We start from the raw sequence: 15,908 nt of genomic DNA on the forward strand, positions 1-15,908 counted from the left end.
CTGGAGGCTGCGAGATGGCCGACTACACCCTTCCCGACCTGCCCTACGACTACGGCGCACTCGCTCCGCACATCGCGCCCGAGATCATGGAGCTGCACCACTCCAAGCACCACAACACCTACGTCCAGGGCCTCAACGCCACCCTCGACAAGCTCGCCGAGGCCCGCGACAAGAACGACTTCGGCGCCATCGTCGGACTCGAGAAGACCCTCGCGTTCAACCTCGGCGGCCACGTCAACCACTCCGCGTTCTGGACCAACCTCTCCCCCGACGGCGGCAACGAGCCCACCGGCGAGCTCGCCGCCGCCATCGACGCCGACTTCGGCTCCTTCGACGCCTTCCGGGCCCACTTCACCGCCGCCGCCACCACCATCCAGGGCTCCGGCTGGGCGATCCTCGGATGGGACCAGCTCGGCGGAAAGCTCCTGGTCCACCAGCTCTACGACCAGCAGTCCCAGCTCCCCGCCGGCCAGACCCCGATCGTGCTGCTCGACATGTGGGAGCACGCCTTCTACCTGCAGTACAAGAACGTGAAGCCGGACTACGTCAAGGCCTGGTGGAACGTCGTCAACTGGGCCGACGCCTCCGAGCGCTTCGCGGCCGCGCGCGCCTGACCGCCCGCTCCCGAACGCCCCGGCGGTTCAGCCGTCGGGGCGTTCTGCGCCCACCGGTCGGCGCGACACGCCGATGGTGTGGTCCACGACCGCGCAGATTCGCCCGCCGTCCAGGCGCCTGGCCGTCCAGGCACCGGCGTGCCACGGTGGCCGCGGAGAACCGGCGAAGGGCGGACACCTGTGCAGATCACGCGTAGTACGAGCCTCGAGACCCGGAAGGGGCCTGCCGACTCGTTCACCGGCGACGTCTACCTCGACCCCGTCGCCGTCCCCGCGGGCAGCTCGACCTTCGCCGCGGCCGCGGTGCACTTCACCCCCGGTGCGCGCACCGCCTGGCACACCCACCCGCACGGCCAGACGATCTTCGTGACCGAAGGCGTCGGCCTGTGCCAGCGCGACGGCGGGCCGGTCGAGGTCATCCGGGCCGGTGACCGGGTCTTCTTCGAACCCGGCGAACACCACTGGCACGGCGCGGCCCCGGACCGCTTCATGGTCCACATCGCGATGCAGCAGAACGACGAGCACGGCAACCCCGTCACCTGGGGCCGGCACGTCACCGACGAGGAGTACAGCGCCTCGCCGGCTGCGGTCGAATGACGACGGTCGTCCGGCTCGACGAACGGGCGTCCGGAGGCGCCCGGCCGCAGCTCACCCCGACCCGCTGTCGGGGTCGAGCGTCTCGGTGACGAAAGCCGCGCTCAGGTGCAGCGCAAGGCTCTCGAAACGCTCCGGGCCCAGGGTGCGGAACGCGTGCGGGGTCCGCGGCGGGATCACCACGGTCTGCCCGGCCCGCATCGGGACCCGCTCCGCGCCCAGCGTGAAGGTCGCACGGCCCCGAAGCACCTTGATCACCTCGGTGTAGGGGTGCTGATGCAGGGGCGGACCGACGTCGACCCTGTCGGTGTCCAGGTGGATGGTGGAGAGCGTGACGCCGTGGTCACGCCCCTCCGCCGAGGTCGACCACATCTCCTCGACGCCCATGCCCTCGGGATCGGTGATGACGTGCGGCCACGCTGCGGTGGTCGGCTCGACAGGCTCCTCTTTCATGGCTCCAGAGTGCTCCGGCTGTCGGCTCGTGTGCTGTGCCGACTCCCGATACAGCTCGTGGTCGACCTCCGTGTGCCAATTGACGCGCCTCCGGGCAGAGGTCACTCTGAATTGTCAGGCGATTGAAGGGTCGACATTCTTCGGAGACACGGCATGGGGAAGAAGAAAGACAAGCGAGACAAGAAGAACAGGAACGATTCCGGACGAGCTGTCACGGCGACGACGTCGGCCGGCTCCCCGGACGAACAACCGGCAGTCCCGCCGGGCGAGGACCGCCGCTCGGTCCTGGAACGGCGCCGCGACGAACTGCAGACCCGCTCGCACGCGGTGGAGGATGCGGAGCGCGATCTCCAGCGGGCCCAGGAGGACCTGCACAACAACGCGATCGCGTCGCGCCAGCAGGAGCAGGCCCTCGACGCGGCGTTGGAGCGGGTGGCCGGCGTGGAGAAGGCGCTGAAGACCAGCAGCAAGCAGCACAAGCAACTGCGGTCCGCGCAGACGCAGGCTCGGACCGCACTCGACGACGCGCGCCGCGCCGCCGCGGTCGCCGAGGCGAAGTACGAGAAGGCCGTCCTCAAGGAGATCGTGCGCCGCGAGAAGGTCGTCGACCTCACCGTTCACTCGCACTGAGCGAACCGCGGGCCGGGCCCGCGATTGATCGCATCCGGGACCTCGCCGGATCGCTTCTCTCGAAGTGGTGGACCGATTCGCAGCCGATCCTGGCTGCGCCGTGTGAGAGGGTCCTGTCGCTCACGGCGTGGACCAGCATCGAGTCCGACACTGCGCTGGCCGCGGCCAAGTCCGCCGAATGGGGCCTGACGAACGGCGTCCGGCTGGAGCTGGCCGGCCACCGAGCTCACACGGCTCGCGCTGGACGGCATCGAGGCCGGGGAGGTCGAGATCCTCGACCGGCAGAGCGGCGAAGACCGCCCTCACCGGTCCGCCCCGCGCGTTCGACCTGGCGGCGCTCACGGTGTCGTGACGCGCCACCTCATCACTCCTGGGTACGACCGGCGAGTGTCTGCAACACCCCCGTTCGTACCCACGATCTGGTGATCAGTAGGTCGAGCGGAGGCATGAGCGGTGCGGATATCGATGATCGAAGCGGCCCGGTTGAGCAGGGAGAACCGGGCCCGGGCGCTGCGGCTCGACGCACGCTACACGGCTCTCGCTGCACGGGTCGATCTCGAGACCGACGCGCACGACCTCCGGCGGATGAACATCTACTACTCCGCTCTCGTGCCGTTCTGCGAGGTCTTCCTCCAGCTCAAGAACGTCGAGCTGAGCGACCTCGATCGGATCAGCCTGCCGGGCCCGGTCCGGACCACTGCGGTGGCGGGCTCGCCCGGCGCCCGTGTCTCCGGACTCCACGGACTGGCGGCGACCGCGAGTGGGGCAGCCTTCGGAGCCGGTGCGGGGTCCGCCGCCTACGCCGGCGTCGGGGCCTTCGCCGCCGCTTCGACGGGTACCCCGATCGCCTCGTTGTCCGGCGCGGCCGCGTCGAACGCGACGCTCGCCTGGCTCGGTGGCGGAACGCTCGCCGCCGGTGGCGGCGGGATCGCGGCCGGCACGATGGTCCTCACCGGACTGGTCGCCGCGCCCGCCGTCCTCGCCGGGACGGGATACGTGGCGTGGAAGGGCCGGCGCGACGTCCGCGACCAACGCGCCGCCGCCGCGCGACTCACCGAGCAGGAGTCGGAGCTGTCCCGTGAGGAACAGCGGTGCGAGGCCGTCGTGGAGCGCAGCATGCTCCTGCGGACGGTGCTGGCCGAGCTCCAGGACCACGTCACGCGCAGACTCGACGGCTTCGCCGCGCTCGTCGCCCGCGACCGGGACTTCGCCACCTACCCGAGCACGGACCGGGAGTCCGTGATGGAGCTCGTCCGGCTCGTGTCGACCGCGACGACCGTCATGGCCACTTCCCCCGCGGACGGGTCCGGTTCCGTCAGCACCTGCTCTCGTCGCACCGTCGACGAGGCTCGTCAGGTGATCGCCGATCTCACCGTCACCTACGAGACCGATGGCGTGGGATCCGCGGCATGAGTACGCGGGGCCGGCGGTCACGGGCGGGCTCGGACGCAGCCGTTCGGGTCGTCGTCGACGCCGTCACACGTCCGCTGGCGGCCCGGACGACCGAGGCCTTCGACACCCGTGACCTCGCGGCGGCGATCGCCACGAGGTTCGGGCGTCATCGTCTCGAGCACCGGGCCGGGCACCTCTTCGAGCTGTGGCACAAGCACTCCTTCAACGTCGACGCCATCCGCAAGGGCGCGTCCGTCCGCGTCGAGGTCACCGCGGCGTGCGGTGAGCCGACCGCGGCCGCGGACCTGCGCATCGTCGATCAGGGTCGTGTCCTGGACGAGGTCCAGGCCAAGCTCTACGGCTGCGCGGTCGCCGCCACACGCGCACTGGCGCGGCCGAAGTACCGCGGCATGGGACGGCTGGTCGCCGAGGACCGGCGCGAGCAGATCGAGCGGGTCCTGGACAAGGCACTGCCTCGTGATCCCGACGGCATCTACCAGGCCGACTACGCCGACGTCCGGACCCATCTCTCGGACACCGTCTCGCACGGTGACGTCCGCAGCGCCCGGGTCTCGACGAGTGAGGTCCACCGGGCGGCCGGGGACGTCGCACGGTGGGGCGACCGACTGGCGGCCCGCGCGGCCGGCGGGGAGATCCTCGCCGCCGCGGCCACCGGCGCCGCGCTGGGCGGCGGGCTGACCGGCGCCGTGGCTCTCGTCCGGGAGACCGCGCGCGTGCGCGCCGGCGAGACGACGGCGGCGGAAGCCGCGTGTACGGCCGCCGGCGCCGCCGCGCGCAGCGCCGTACGTTCCGGAACCCTCGCGGGCCTGGGAACCGCGGCGCGGGTCGCGCTGCGAACGGCGAGGGTTCCCGCCCCGCTCACCGGCGGGGGCCTTCCCGGCGCGGTCGCCTCCGCGGTCCTCGGTGTGTCCGAGGCCGCGATCTCCCTGGCCCGCGGCGACATCGACTCCGCGGAGTTCGCCGCGGCCGGCGGCGAGGTCACGTTCCAGGCAGGCATGGCCTGGGCCGGCGGGGCGGTCGGACAGACCGTTCTCCCGGTCCCGGCGCTCGGAGCCCTCGTCGGCGGCTTCGTCGGGCAGCTCTCCGCCACGCTGATCGTGCAGGGGCTCCAGCTCGCCATCGAGGCGCTGCGCTCGGACGACTCGGACGGCGTCGCACTCGAACTGCTGGAGGCCGAGGCCGGCGCAGCCCTGGAGACGGCGCTGCTCCTGAGCGCGACAGGAGCGGAACTCAGCGAACAGATCGACGCCTCTGTGGGCACGACCGTCGTCCCCCTGGTCGACCACGCGCTCTGGACCGGCATCGTCGACGACCCGGCGACGGGACTCGCCGAGCTCGTGAACCTCGCCAGGCAGACCGACGGCATGCCGCTGTTCGTCCGCGTCGACGAGTTCGACGCCTGGATGGCGGATCCCCTGACGTCGCTGTCCCTGTCGGCGAACTGGGTCCCGCTCTCCCCGGTGAAGGCGCGCCCGGTGAACTCCGGACCGGCGCCGGACCGATGAGTCCCCGCGGCTGACCGGGTCTTCCTGGCCACGAGACCGGCATCGGGCCGGTCGGCCAGCACCGGGAGGTCGCCATGACCGCCACGTACACCTTCGACGTCTTCGCCAGCCTCGACGGCTACGGCTCCTACGACGAGCCCGGGGACTGGGGTGGCTACTGGGGCAAACAGGGGCCCGAGCTCCTCGACCATCGCCTCGCCTCGTTCGACACCGAGCACCGGATGGTCTTCGGAGCCACCACGTTCCGCCAGTTCGTGGACATGCTCGCCGCGAGCACCGAGGACTCCGACGTCCGCGATCCCTGGGTGACCCGGATGCGCTCCATGCCCGCGACGGTGGTGTCGTCCACGTTGGAGGGTCCGCTCGACTGGCCGGACGCGACCGTCGTGACCGGCGACGCCGTGGAGATCGTCGCCCGGCTCAAGGAGGAGTCCCCGGTGCCGCTGCGCTCGCACGGCAGCCTGTCGCTGAACTGGGCGCTCATGGCGGCCGGCCTCGTCGACCGCATCCAGATGACGGTCTTCCCGGTGATCACCGGAAAGACCGGGACGGACCGGGTCCTCGGCGGCGCGGACGACTTCGACCTCGAACTGCTCGAGCACCGGACGCTCGACCGCGACATCCAGGAGCTGGTCTACCGCCCCACGCGGCACGTCAGCCGGCACTGAGGCGGTATACCCCGGCGGCCCGTCGCGGCCCCGACGACGGTGTTCTGCTTCGAGACAGTCGGAACCAGCGGACCCCGGTAACCAGGTGAAAGGCAGCGTGCCGAGGATGCCGACCGCGACGAGGGCGGACGGCACCGTTGTCGCGGCGACACCGGCACCGGCGATGCCCGCACTGCCGACGGTGACGACGCCCCGGCGCAGCAGCACGGGACTCAGGTCGCGGGGCAGCGCGAGGCCGAACAGCACGACCGCTACGGGCAGCAGTAGGCACAGGTGAGCAGCGTCGCGTCCAGCACGGTGCACAACGACCTTCTGCACCGGCTGCTGCGCCACGGCGCTCCGGTACTGTCCGCCGCCGATCGGACCGACGGCTTCCTCTGCGGTCCCATGCTCGCGGCCAGATGCCACATGACCAGCGCGGTCCGCGCGTAGCCAGGTTCAGAGAGCCGCGCGCATGCGGGTGGGCGGCCTCACACACGGGATGCTCTTGATCGCGACATCTGCACTGACCGCGTCAGTCACGATTCGTGCTCCCGTTCGCTGACCACCCACACCTTTGCTTGCGTCAGTGGCCGCCAGTTGGTGCTCTTCTTCATCGTCGGCGCGGTGGCCGGCGGGGCGCCGACCGGCTACGGGGCACCGCTGGTCCATGCACTGGTCGAGATTGCCGTCGGCGTGGCTGTGCGCGTGGTGCTCGGCGGCGACGGAGCACTGCTGCTCGTACTTGCGAGGCGCACCCGATGGAGTGGCGCCGCGGGCGAACGGCTCGCCGTCCTGGTCCTGCCGGTGCTCACCTACCTGACCGCGACGGCGCTGGGCGGCAACGGGTTCATCGCCGCATTCGTGGCAGGTATCGCCGCGGGCACGATGGGTCGGGAGGAGGTCGCCGAAGAACGGCTGCAGCTGACGAACGACGTCGGCACGGTGGTGTCCGCCGCGGTGTGGTTCGTGTTCGGATCGCTGGTCCCGGCCGTCGTCGAGCGGGGGATGTCCTGGAGCGTTCCGGCGTACGGGGTGCTCGCGCTGACGGTCGTCCGCGTTGTCCCGGTGGTGCTGGCACTGGCAGGCTCCGGACTCGGCACCCGCGAAGTGCTGTTCCTGGGCTGGATCGGACCGCGTGGCCTGGCCTCGATCCTGTTCGGACTGATCGCTATCGAGGAACTGCACGCGCACGGGCTGACCGAGGCCGCCGACCTCGTCGGTGAGGTCGTCGTGGTGACCGTGAGCTTGAGCGTCGTCCTGCACGGGTTGACCGCGGGCTACATCGCGGCCCGATGGCCGAGCCTGCCGGATGAACCGGAACGGTGAAGTAACGACTGACCAAGCCACTGCCCCGGCTGTCGTACCCCGACCCCACCGCCTCTGCTGGACCGAGTTCGCGGGCGCCGCACCGGCCTGATGTCGCTGAACCTCGGATCAGTCGGCGACACCGTTGGTCTGGTCGATCACGGTCTGGCGCTCCGGCGTGATCCACCAGATCACACGCTCGGACTTGATCGCCTCCGGCGGGTAGTCCTTCCCGGTGTACTTCTGCGCGAGCTGGTCCACGTGGTCGCGGGCCCGCTGCCCGGTCGTCGTGTCGGTGATCCGTCCCCGGACCTCCGCATAGCGGTAGGGGTCGGCCTCGTCGCGGATCAGCACCGTGACCCGCTGGTCGCGGGTGATGTTGTGGTGCTTCACGCGGTGCGTCTCGGTGTTCAGGACGATCTTGCCGTCCTGCACGTGTACCCAGATGGTCTGGTTCTGGATACGGCCGCTCGGCAGCACCGTGGCGACCGAGGCGAAGTTCGCAGCCGTCGCCAGCTTCTCGGTCATCGGGTGGAGGTCGGGCCCGTCGGTCGTCTCGGCCGGCATGAAGTCTCCTTCGGCAGGTGGTGGGAACCGTGTGATGACGACGACCCCGCGACAGGCTCGCCGTGGGGTCGCCGGACGATTCGGGCGATCAGCTCAGGGCGTTCTTCACCTTGTCGACCGGGCCGGGCTCACGGCGCTGGTCGTCGGGGCCCGCTCCGATCTGCGACATGATGGTGGCTTCGTCGGTGGCGACCCAACGCTCGACGATCTGCCCGTTCTCGAAGCGGCCGATCTGCAGACCGCGTACCTCGATGCGTCTGCCTGTGGCCGACACCCCGTTGAACTCACCGTTGTGGGTGCCCGTGAGGGTGTAGGCGAAAGCGACGTTCTCGTCGTCGACGACCATCGTCTGCGGCTCGAGGTGCGCGTCCGGGAACGCCGTCGTCAGTGTCCGGAAGAAGCCACGGAAGCCCTCCCGGCCCGGGCCCTGGCCGGGGGCCGGGTCATGGTCCACCGCGTCGACGGCGAACAGCGTATCCATGGCGGCATCGATCTCTCCGGCGTTGATATGGGCTGCGGCCCTTTCCTGCGTGGCGATGTTCTGTTCTTTGGACATGATCGGCGAATGCCCGCAGCGCACGTCGTGAAACATGGCCGTTTCGGGGAGCTCGGGGTCGTGGCCTGCGGTGACGGTGATCGTCGGCCAGGAGTTCTTGACGTAGCCCTTGGGGTTCCACACGGTGGCGGGGTACTCGGGTTGCACGGCGGCGGTGTTGTCCCAGGCGCGAGCGGTGATGTGGATCCGTCCGGGCGTGAGCGCAACAGCGCCGAGGGCGATCCCGACGGCGGCGAGGACGTCGGCCGGACGCACCCCGCGCCGGCGGGCGGTGGAGGTTGCGCCCGGCCCCCAGGGGTGCTGGCCGGGGATGTCGCGGTGGGCCATCAGCCCGGCGCGGCGGTTGCCCGCGCACTGCAGGGTGGTGATGACCTCGACGGGATGGTCGCGAGGCCCGTCCAGCTGTCGTTGGCGTGTGCGGTTCGGTGGGGAGGGTAGGCCGGGCGGTATGGCCATCGCGACGACGAATCCCGCCACCGGGGAGACCGTCCAGGAGTTCGACTCCCTCACCCGGCAGGAGCTGGAGGACAGGATGCAGCGGTCCTGGGACGCGTTCCAGAACTACCGTGCCACGACGTTCGAGCAGCGGTCCGGGTGGATGCGCACCGCCGCCGACATCCTCGACGCCGAGACCGACCGCCTGGCCGAGCTCGCGACCCTGGAGATGGGCAAGACCCTTGCCGCGGCGAAGGCGGAGGTCGCCAAGTGCGCGCTCGGGTGCCGCTGGTACGCCGACCACGCCGCCGAGCACCTCGCCGACCACCCGTGGGATCCCGCGGACGCGCCGTCGAACGCCCGGGTCTTCACCCGGTACCAGCCGCTGGGTCCGGTTCTGGCGATCATGCCGTGGAACTTCCCCTACTGGCAGGTGTTCCGCTTCCTGTGCCCGGCCCTGATGGCCGGCAACGTCGGCCTGCTCAAGCACGCCTCGAACGTGCCCCAGGTCGGGCTGGCCATCGAGGAGGTGCTGATGCGTGCCGGTTTCCCGCGCGACGTGTTCCAGACGCTGCTCATCGGTTCCTCGATGATCGAGTCCATGGTCGACGACGACCGCGTGCGTGCCGTCACCCTCACCGGCAGCGAGCCCGCCGGACGCGAGGTCGGCGCCCGCGCCGGGAAGAACGTCAAGACGAGCGTGCTCGAGCTCGGCGGGAGCGACGCCTTCATCGTGATGCCCTCGGCCGACCTGGACGCCACCGCCGACCAGGCCGTCGCGTCGCGCACCCTCAACAACGGCCAGTCCTGCATCAACGCCAAGCGGATCATCGTCCACGAACAGGTCGCCGACGAGTTCCAGCGACTCCTCGTGGAGAAGATGGAGGCGCTGAAGGTCGGCGACCCGATGGCCGAGGACACCGATCTCGGGCCGCTGTCGGGACCGCAGGGCCTCGACGAGCTCGATCGGCAGGTAAGGGAATCGGTGGCCGCGGGCGCGACGCTGCTGACCGGAGGCACGCCCCTGGGCGGCACAGGCAACTTCTACCCGCCATCGGTGCTCGCGGACATCCCGAAGGAGGCGCCGGCCTACTACGAGGAGCTCTTCGGCCCAGTCGCGCTCCTGTTCCGGGCGACGGACATCGACGAGGCGATCGCGATCGCCAACGACTCGAGCTTCGGCCTCGGCGGGAGCGCCTGGACCCAGGACGCGAGCGAGGCGGAGCGCCTGGTCGACGAGGTCGAGACCGGCATGATGAACATCAACAAGATCACCGCCTCGACACCCGAGGTCCCCTTCGGCGGGGCCAAGAACTCGGGCTATGGCCGCGAGCTCGCGAGCTTCGGCACGCGGACGTTCGTGAACGCCAAGACGGTGTGGATCCAGTGACCGGGATCGGTATGCCCACCTTCACGCAGGTCGCCCACGTCGCGCTCGTCGTGCGCGACATGGCGGCGAGCGTGGCGTTCTACGAGCGTGTCCTGGGGTTCGAGCAGGCGAGCGAGCGACACGAGGGGCCGCCCGAGGCACGGCACCCGCGCCAGCTCATCCGCCACCCGGACTCCGGACTCGTTCTCGGGATCCACGAGCCCTACGAGCGCTCGAACGACCGGTTCGACCCGCAGCGCACCGGGCTCGACCACCTCGCGGTCGCGGTGGTCGACCGGGCGATGCTGGACGCGTGGGTGACCCACCTCGACGCGCATGGCGTCGAGCACTCCCCGGTGCGCGACGCGGGATACGCCGAGTTCGTGTCGTTCGGCGACCCGGACGACATCGCGTGGGAGATCTGGCTGCCCACACCATGAGCCATCCGGCGCCGGGTCGGCCCAGCGCGGCAGTCAGCTCGACGTCGATGTCTCCTCACGGCCGCGTCTCCTCACGGCCGCCCGGCGGCGTGGTCGGCGCGGTTGGGCCGGCCCGACCCGGGTAGTCGACGAGCCATGACCGAGCAGCCGATCAACTCGAGTCTCGGCTCGCCGCTGTTCGGCCGTACACGTCAGCGATGGTGGAGACGAGGGGAATCGAACCCCTAACCCCCGCCTTGCAAAGGCGGTGCTCTGCCAATTGAGCTACGTCCCCGTCGGCACCGGTCACGGTACCCGGGCGAACGGCGTCAGCGGGTGGTGGCCTCGTGCCAGAGGTCGTCGGAGCCGACGCCACGCAGTCGCGACCAGCCGACGTAAGCGGCACCGGCCACGAGCGCCAGGACGAACAGCTTCTTCACGAATGATCTCCTCACGAGGACTTCGGAGGGGGAAGGGTGGGCCTAGCTGGATTTGAACCAGCGACCTCATCGTTATCAGCGATGCGCTCTAACCAACTGAGCTATAGGCCCGGGCAACAGGGAGAACACTACCCCACGGGTCGGCGGCCCCGACCCCGGGGGGGGTCCCGGCGGCTGCGCCACCCGTGAGTGGTTTTCGGGGTCAGGACCACGAAAAGTACTCACGGGTGCGCAGCGCCTAGTCGCGCTCGGAGAGGGTCACCTCGACGCCGCCGACGAGGTCCGCGGCGACGTTGTAGACGAAGGCGACGATCGTGATGGCGACGGCGAACAGCAGGCTGTTGACCGCGCCGACGACCGCGGCCAGGCCGAAGACCCGGCCGGCGCTGATCAGCGCACCGCCGCCCTCCTGCTGGCCGGTGACCAGGTCGGCGTAGGTGCCGTTCAGCCGGTCCCAGACGCCCATACCGCCGAGCACGCCGTACAGCACGCCGGCCGCGACCATCCAGACCAGCCAGAGCACGACCGCCAGGGCCAGCGCCATCTTCAGCACCGACCAGGGGTCCAGCCGCTTGAGCTGCAGCAGCGCCTGGCGGGGCGGGCGGTTGCGGACCGAGGCCCGTGGGGTCTCGGCGGCGCCCCCGCGCTGCTCGGGCTCGCGCACCGCCGTCGCGGACGCCGCGGCACCGGCGCCGGGGGCGGTGAGGAACGCCGTCGGGGCCTCGCTCAGCAGCGAGTCCGCGACCGTGGGGCGGGGGTCGTGGTCCACCGGCGGCTCGTCGGCGAGCTCGTCACGACCCTCCGGGACCCGGCGCCACGGCGGCGGAGAGGCCCCTGCCGGGTCCGCGACCGGCTCCTCGGCGACGGGGGCGGTCACGAACTCGGTGGCCGGCTCGGAGTTCCGGGGCGTCGGGCTGGGCGGAACCTCGGGCGACGACGGCGCGGCCGGTGGGGCGTCCGGCTGGTCGGCATCGGTGGCGACGGTGCGGCCGTCGCCCGGCGACGGGGTGCGGTCGTCGGTGCTCACGGGCGGAGCTCTCCTCGCTTCTCGACGCTGTGTGGACCCTGACCCTGTGGCTGCGGACGATCCGGGCCGCGAGGTGTGCCACGGGCGGCCGGCCCATGAGGGCCGGCCGCCCGGTGACGACCTACGCCTGCTGGCCCGGGTCCTCCTCGGTCTCCTCCGCGTTGCGGGCGACCGCCAGCAGCGTGGAGTTCTCGCCCAGGTTCATCAGGCGGACCCCCTTCGTCTGCCGGCCGGCCTTCCGCACCTCGCGGGCCGAGGTCCGGATGACCCCGCCGTTGGAGGTGATCGCGTACAGCTCGTCGTCGATCCCGACGATGAGTGCACCGACCAGCGTGCCACGCCGGCGGTCGTACTGGAGGGTCAACACTCCCTTGCCGCCACGACCCTGGACCGGGTAGTCCTCGATCGGGGTGCGCTTCGCGTAGCCCCCGGCGGTCGCCACGAGCAGGAAGGTGTCCGGCCGGATGACACCGAGCGCGAGCAGCTTGTCGCCCTCGTTGAACCGCATCCCCAGCACACCCGAGGTGGCGCGGCCCATCGGGCGCAGCGCGTCGTCGGTCGCGGTGAACCGGATCGACTGTCCCTCGGCCGAGACCAGCAGCAGGTCGTCGTCGCCCGAGCAGAGGACGGCGCCGACGAGCTCGTCGTCGTCCCGCAGGTTGATGCCGATCAGGCCACCGGAGCGGTTGGAGTCGAAGTCCGACAGCCGCGACTTCTTCACCAGCCCCTTCTGCGTCGCGAGGACGAGATAGGGCCGCGCCTGGTAGTCCTTGATCTGCATGACCTGGGCGATCTCCTCGTCCGGCTGCAGCGCCAGGAGGTTCGCCAGGTGCTGCCCCCGGGCCGTCCGGTTCGCCTCGGGCAGCTCGTAGGCCTTGAGCCGGTAGACCCGCCCGCGGTTGGTGAAGAACAGCATCCAGTCGTGCGTGGAGCACACGAAGAAGTGGTTGACGATGTCGTCCTGCTTCAGCTGCGCGCCCTGCACGCCCTTCCCGCCGCGCTTCTGCGCCCGGTACAGGTCGGTCTTCGTGCGCTTCGCGTAGCCGGTGCGGGTGATCGTGACGACGACGTCCTCGACCGCGATGAGGTCCTCGTCGGTGACGTCACCGTCGTAGCCGACGATCCGGGTGCGACGGTCGTCGCCGTGCTGCTCGACGATCTCGGCGAGCTCGTCGCGGACGATCGCCCGCTGCCGCTCGGGCTTGGCCAGGATGTCCTGGTAGTCGGCGATCTCGAGCTCGATCTCGGCCAGCTGGTCGACGATCTTCTGCCGCTCCAGCGCGGCGAGCCGCCGGAGCTGCATGTCCAGGATCGCCTGGGCCTGCTCCTCGTCGACGTCGAGCAGCTGGATCAGGCCGGTGCGGGCGATCTCGACGGTCTGCGACCCCCGGATCAGGGCGATGACCTCGTCGAGCGCGTCGAGCGCCTTGACCAGACCACGCAGGATGTGGGCCCGCTCCTCGGCCTTGCGCAGCCGGTAGCGGGTCCGCCGGACGATGACCTCGATCTGGTGGCGGACGTAGTGCCGCACGACCTGGTCGAGGCGCAGCGTGCGCGGCACGCCGTCGACGATCGACAGCATGTTCACGCCGAAGCTGTGCTGCAGCTGGGTGTGCTTGTACAGGTTGTTCAGCACGACCTTGGCGACCGCGTCCCGCTTCAGCGTGACGACGATCCGCATGCCGATCCGGTCGCTCGACTCGTCGACGATCTCGGAGATCCCGGCGAGCTTGCCGTCGCGCACCATGGCCGCGATCGACTCGATGAGGTTGTCCGGGTTGACCAGGTAGGGCAGCTCGGTGACCACCAGGGTGGTCCGGCCCTTGGCGTCGTCCTCGACCTCGACGACCGAACGCATCCGGATCGAGCCGCGCCCGGTCCGGTAGGCGGACTCGATGCCGTCCCGGCCGACGATCAGGCCGCTGGTCGGGAAGTCCGGGCCCTTGATGCGCTCCATGAGCGCGTCGAGGAGCTCGTCGTCGGTCGCCTCGTGGTTGTCCAGGGCCCAGGCGATGCCGGCGCCGACCTCCCGCAGGTTGTGCGGCGGGATGTTCGTCGCCATGCCGACCGCGATGCCGGAGCTGCCGTTGATCAGCAGGTTCGGCACCCGCGACGGCAGGACCACCGGCTCGGTGGTCTTGCCGTCGTAGTTGTCGATCATGTCGACGGTGTCTTCGTCGATCTCCTGCAGCATCGCCATGGCGAGCGGCGAGAGCCGGCATTCGGTGTTGTGGCTGACGAAGCCGTCGGTGATGAACGAGTGGTCGAGCGTGTCGACCCGCACGCTGTAGACGTCCTGCTCGCCGGCATCGACGACCGACTCGACCGGAGCGAAGTAGAAGCGGCCGCCGGCCAGCTCGGCGGCGATCGCACGCGCGTCCGGATCGGCGACGTGGGCCAGGATCTCCTCGGCCCGCTGCTCCCATCGCTCGATCCGGTCGATGTTGTGCCGCTTCAGCCAGTCCCGGTCGGCCGCAGAGGTGGCGCCGTGGGTTCGCAGGAAGGCGGCGAGGCCGGGCACGTGGTCGCTGCTCATCGCGGAGCTGCGCGCATCGTCGTCGCCGAGGATCGCGGCCAGCTTCTGCTGCTTGGCGCCGAGGAAGCCGATCCGGTCCCGGAACAGCCGGGCGTCCCGCCGGTTGGTGACGACGACCTTGTGCTCACCGGTGGCGTGCCGGTAGCGCCGGGAGATCACGCCGAACTCCAGCAGCAGCTGCTGGACCTCGCGGGCGAGCCGGTCACTGCGGGTCGAGTAGGACAGCTGGACCGTGCTGCGCGGTAGCGCCGAGCACGATCCGTCGCCGGCGAACAGCGCCTGCAGGAAAAAGCGCTTGGCCGCCGGGTTCCCCGACCAGATCTTCTCCGGCACGTGCTTCGCCGCGGAGCGCCCCGTCACCTGTCCCAGGGCACTCGCCCGCAGCGCGGACAGGTCGTGGATGTCCAGCTCGTGCAGCTCCGACCCGGACGCGATGGTCCGCGACGAGACGTACCGCGGTCCGCCGACGACGTGGTCGAACGCGTCCACGACCAGGTCGAAGAACTCGCGGTCGATGTTGTTGAAGCCGGCGCGGCTCCCCGAGACGAACCCTTCGCTGACGAAGGCCCCGAGCAGGAAGGACTCCATCGCCTCGGTGGTGTCCCAGCAGCCGGTCTCGGTGTGGGGCACGCGCTGCAGCGCGACCCGGTCACCCGGCCGGACCTCGTCGAGGAGCTTCCACAGCAGGGTGGGGATTCCGGCGACGTCGACGAGGCAGAGAACCGGGTGGTTGTGCGTCCCGGTCAGTTCGAAGCCCTCGGCGGTGCGCGCCTTCAGTGTCGGGTGCGTACCCGAATGGAACAACATCTCCGCACGCACCGGGTCACCGCTGCGGTCGGCGACCTTGAGATCGATCGGGTTGTCCGAGTGCGGACGCGCGTCCGGGACGATCGCGTCGATCCGCGGCGACGCACCGTCGGACAGCCGGATCCGGGTGTCCCCGGTGACGCAGTACCGCATCGCGGCGGCCGGGTCGTTGCCGCGCGAGCCGAAGTTGCCCTGCCCGTCGATCAGCGGGTAGCGCATCGACCAGGGCTGGGCGAGCCGGACCAGGGCGTCGTAGATCGCCGAGTCGCCGTGCGGGTGGTAGTTACCCATCACGTCGCCGACGACGCGGGCGCACTTCACGTACGACCGGTCCGGCCGGAAGCCGTTCTCCCCCATCGAGTGCAGGACGCGCCGGTGGACCGGCTTGAGACCGTCCTCCACCAGCGGCAGCGCCCGCCCGACGATGACGCTCATCGCGTAGTCGATGTAGGAGCGCTGCATCTCCTGCTGGATGTCGACCGGTTCGACCCGGCCGCCACCCTCTCCGCCACCGGCCGTGGGGACGGCCGGGTCGATCGTGTCCGTCACGAAATCTCCTCGTGCGCTAGCACAGTCATACGTCCGTCT

Annotated in this window: 16 protein-coding genes and 2 tRNA genes; 10 read left to right on the forward strand and 8 right to left on the reverse strand. The window is 70.5% G+C overall.

Annotation, left to right across the window (positions count from 1 at the left end; translation table 11 throughout):
* Window positions 1-14 precede the first annotated feature (14 nt).
* Together WIS52_RS12715 and WIS52_RS12720 are read left to right on the forward strand one after the other, a co-directional pair.
* Window positions 15-614, forward strand: a complete 600-nt coding sequence (locus WIS52_RS12715; RefSeq protein ID WP_349298397.1) for a superoxide dismutase — start codon at window positions 15-17, stop codon at window positions 612-614.
* A gap of 180 nt (window positions 615-794) precedes the next feature.
* A complete protein-coding gene (locus WIS52_RS12720; RefSeq protein ID WP_349298398.1) occupies window positions 795-1,211 on the forward strand; it encodes a (R)-mandelonitrile lyase in 417 nt (138 codons plus the stop codon).
* Between the two features lie 51 nt (window positions 1,212-1,262).
* Here the strand turns inward: WIS52_RS12720 and WIS52_RS12725 are convergent, their stop codons facing one another.
* A complete protein-coding gene (locus tag WIS52_RS12725) occupies window positions 1,263-1,661 on the reverse strand; it encodes a cupin domain-containing protein (RefSeq protein ID WP_349298399.1) in 399 nt (132 codons plus the stop codon).
* A 153-nt stretch (window positions 1,662-1,814) separates the two neighbouring features.
* Between WIS52_RS12725 and WIS52_RS12730 the strand changes: the two genes are divergently transcribed.
* The 6 genes from WIS52_RS12730 to WIS52_RS12755 all read left to right on the forward strand — a co-directional run bounded on the left by WIS52_RS12730 (window position 1,815) and on the right by WIS52_RS12755 (window position 7,185).
* Window positions 1,815-2,291 (forward strand): hypothetical protein, encoded by a 477-nt coding sequence (locus tag WIS52_RS12730; protein ID WP_349298400.1) that lies wholly within the window; start codon window positions 1,815-1,817, stop codon window positions 2,289-2,291.
* Between the two features lie 465 nt (window positions 2,292-2,756).
* The gene (locus WIS52_RS12735) at window positions 2,757-3,704 is read left to right on the forward strand and encodes a hypothetical protein (RefSeq protein WP_349298401.1); all 948 of its coding nucleotides are present in this window, start codon (window positions 2,757-2,759) and stop codon (window positions 3,702-3,704) included.
* Window positions 3,701-5,209, forward strand: coding sequence for a hypothetical protein (locus tag WIS52_RS12740; RefSeq protein ID WP_349298402.1), 1,509 nt, complete (start codon window positions 3,701-3,703; stop codon window positions 5,207-5,209). Before WIS52_RS12735 ends, WIS52_RS12740 begins: the two co-directional genes overlap by 4 nt.
* Window positions 5,210-5,283: 74 nt before the next feature.
* On the forward strand, window positions 5,284-5,877 hold the full coding sequence (locus tag WIS52_RS12745; RefSeq protein WP_349298403.1) for a dihydrofolate reductase family protein: 594 nt from the start codon (window positions 5,284-5,286) through the stop codon (window positions 5,875-5,877).
* A gap of 273 nt (window positions 5,878-6,150) precedes the next feature.
* Window positions 6,151-6,309 carry a hypothetical protein gene (locus tag WIS52_RS12750; protein ID WP_349298404.1) on the forward strand — a complete coding sequence of 53 codons (159 nt, stop codon included), beginning with the start codon at window positions 6,151-6,153 and terminating at the stop codon, window positions 6,307-6,309.
* Between the two features lie 150 nt (window positions 6,310-6,459).
* On the forward strand, window positions 6,460-7,185 hold the full coding sequence (locus tag WIS52_RS12755; protein ID WP_349298454.1) for a cation:proton antiporter domain-containing protein: 726 nt from the start codon (window positions 6,460-6,462) through the stop codon (window positions 7,183-7,185).
* A 108-nt stretch (window positions 7,186-7,293) separates the two neighbouring features.
* Here WIS52_RS12755 and WIS52_RS12760 read toward each other — a convergent pair whose 3' ends face one another.
* Both WIS52_RS12760 and WIS52_RS12765 read right to left on the reverse strand, forming a co-directional pair.
* Window positions 7,294-7,731 carry a TIGR03618 family F420-dependent PPOX class oxidoreductase gene (locus WIS52_RS12760; RefSeq protein ID WP_349298405.1) on the reverse strand — a complete coding sequence of 146 codons (438 nt, stop codon included), beginning with the start codon at window positions 7,729-7,731 and terminating at the stop codon, window positions 7,294-7,296.
* A gap of 88 nt (window positions 7,732-7,819) precedes the next feature.
* Window positions 7,820-8,764, reverse strand: coding sequence for an ester cyclase (locus tag WIS52_RS12765; protein ID WP_349298406.1), 945 nt, complete (start codon window positions 8,762-8,764; stop codon window positions 7,820-7,822).
* On the opposite strand from WIS52_RS12765, the gene WIS52_RS12770 reads away from it, so the two are divergent.
* Both WIS52_RS12770 and WIS52_RS12775 read left to right on the forward strand, forming a co-directional pair.
* A complete protein-coding gene (locus WIS52_RS12770; RefSeq protein WP_349298407.1) occupies window positions 8,736-10,112 on the forward strand; it encodes an NAD-dependent succinate-semialdehyde dehydrogenase in 1,377 nt (458 codons plus the stop codon). The two genes, WIS52_RS12765 and WIS52_RS12770, sit on opposite strands and share 29 nt — an antisense overlap.
* A gap of 11 nt (window positions 10,113-10,123) precedes the next feature.
* Window positions 10,124-10,531, forward strand: coding sequence for a VOC family protein (locus WIS52_RS12775; protein WP_349298408.1), 408 nt, complete (start codon window positions 10,124-10,126; stop codon window positions 10,529-10,531).
* Window positions 10,532-10,729: 198 nt separating this feature from the next.
* Here WIS52_RS12775 and WIS52_RS12780 read toward each other — a convergent pair.
* The 5 genes from WIS52_RS12780 to gyrA all read right to left on the reverse strand — a co-directional run bounded on the left by WIS52_RS12780 (window position 10,730) and on the right by gyrA (window position 15,869).
* Window positions 10,730-10,805: transfer RNA gene (locus tag WIS52_RS12780), tRNA-Ala, on the reverse strand.
* Window positions 10,806-10,839: 34 nt separating this feature from the next.
* Entirely contained in the window at window positions 10,840-10,950 is a 111-nt protein-coding gene (locus WIS52_RS12785) for a DLW-39 family protein (protein ID WP_349298409.1), read from the reverse strand.
* Window positions 10,951-10,987: 37 nt separating this feature from the next.
* Window positions 10,988-11,061: transfer RNA gene (locus tag WIS52_RS12790), tRNA-Ile, on the reverse strand.
* Window positions 11,062-11,188: 127 nt separating this feature from the next.
* Window positions 11,189-11,977, reverse strand: a complete 789-nt coding sequence (locus WIS52_RS12795) for a DUF3566 domain-containing protein (protein ID WP_349298410.1) — start codon at window positions 11,975-11,977, stop codon at window positions 11,189-11,191.
* Between the two features lie 121 nt (window positions 11,978-12,098).
* The gene (gyrA, locus tag WIS52_RS12800) at window positions 12,099-15,869 is read right to left on the reverse strand and encodes an intein-containing DNA gyrase subunit A (RefSeq protein ID WP_349298411.1); all 3,771 of its coding nucleotides are present in this window, start codon (window positions 15,867-15,869) and stop codon (window positions 12,099-12,101) included.
* Between the last annotated feature and the right edge of the window lie 39 nt (window positions 15,870-15,908).

Origin of the sequence: Pseudonocardia nematodicida, from assembly GCF_040105385.1 — a bacterium.
GTDB lineage: Bacteria > Actinomycetota > Actinomycetes > Mycobacteriales > Pseudonocardiaceae > Pseudonocardia > Pseudonocardia nematodicida.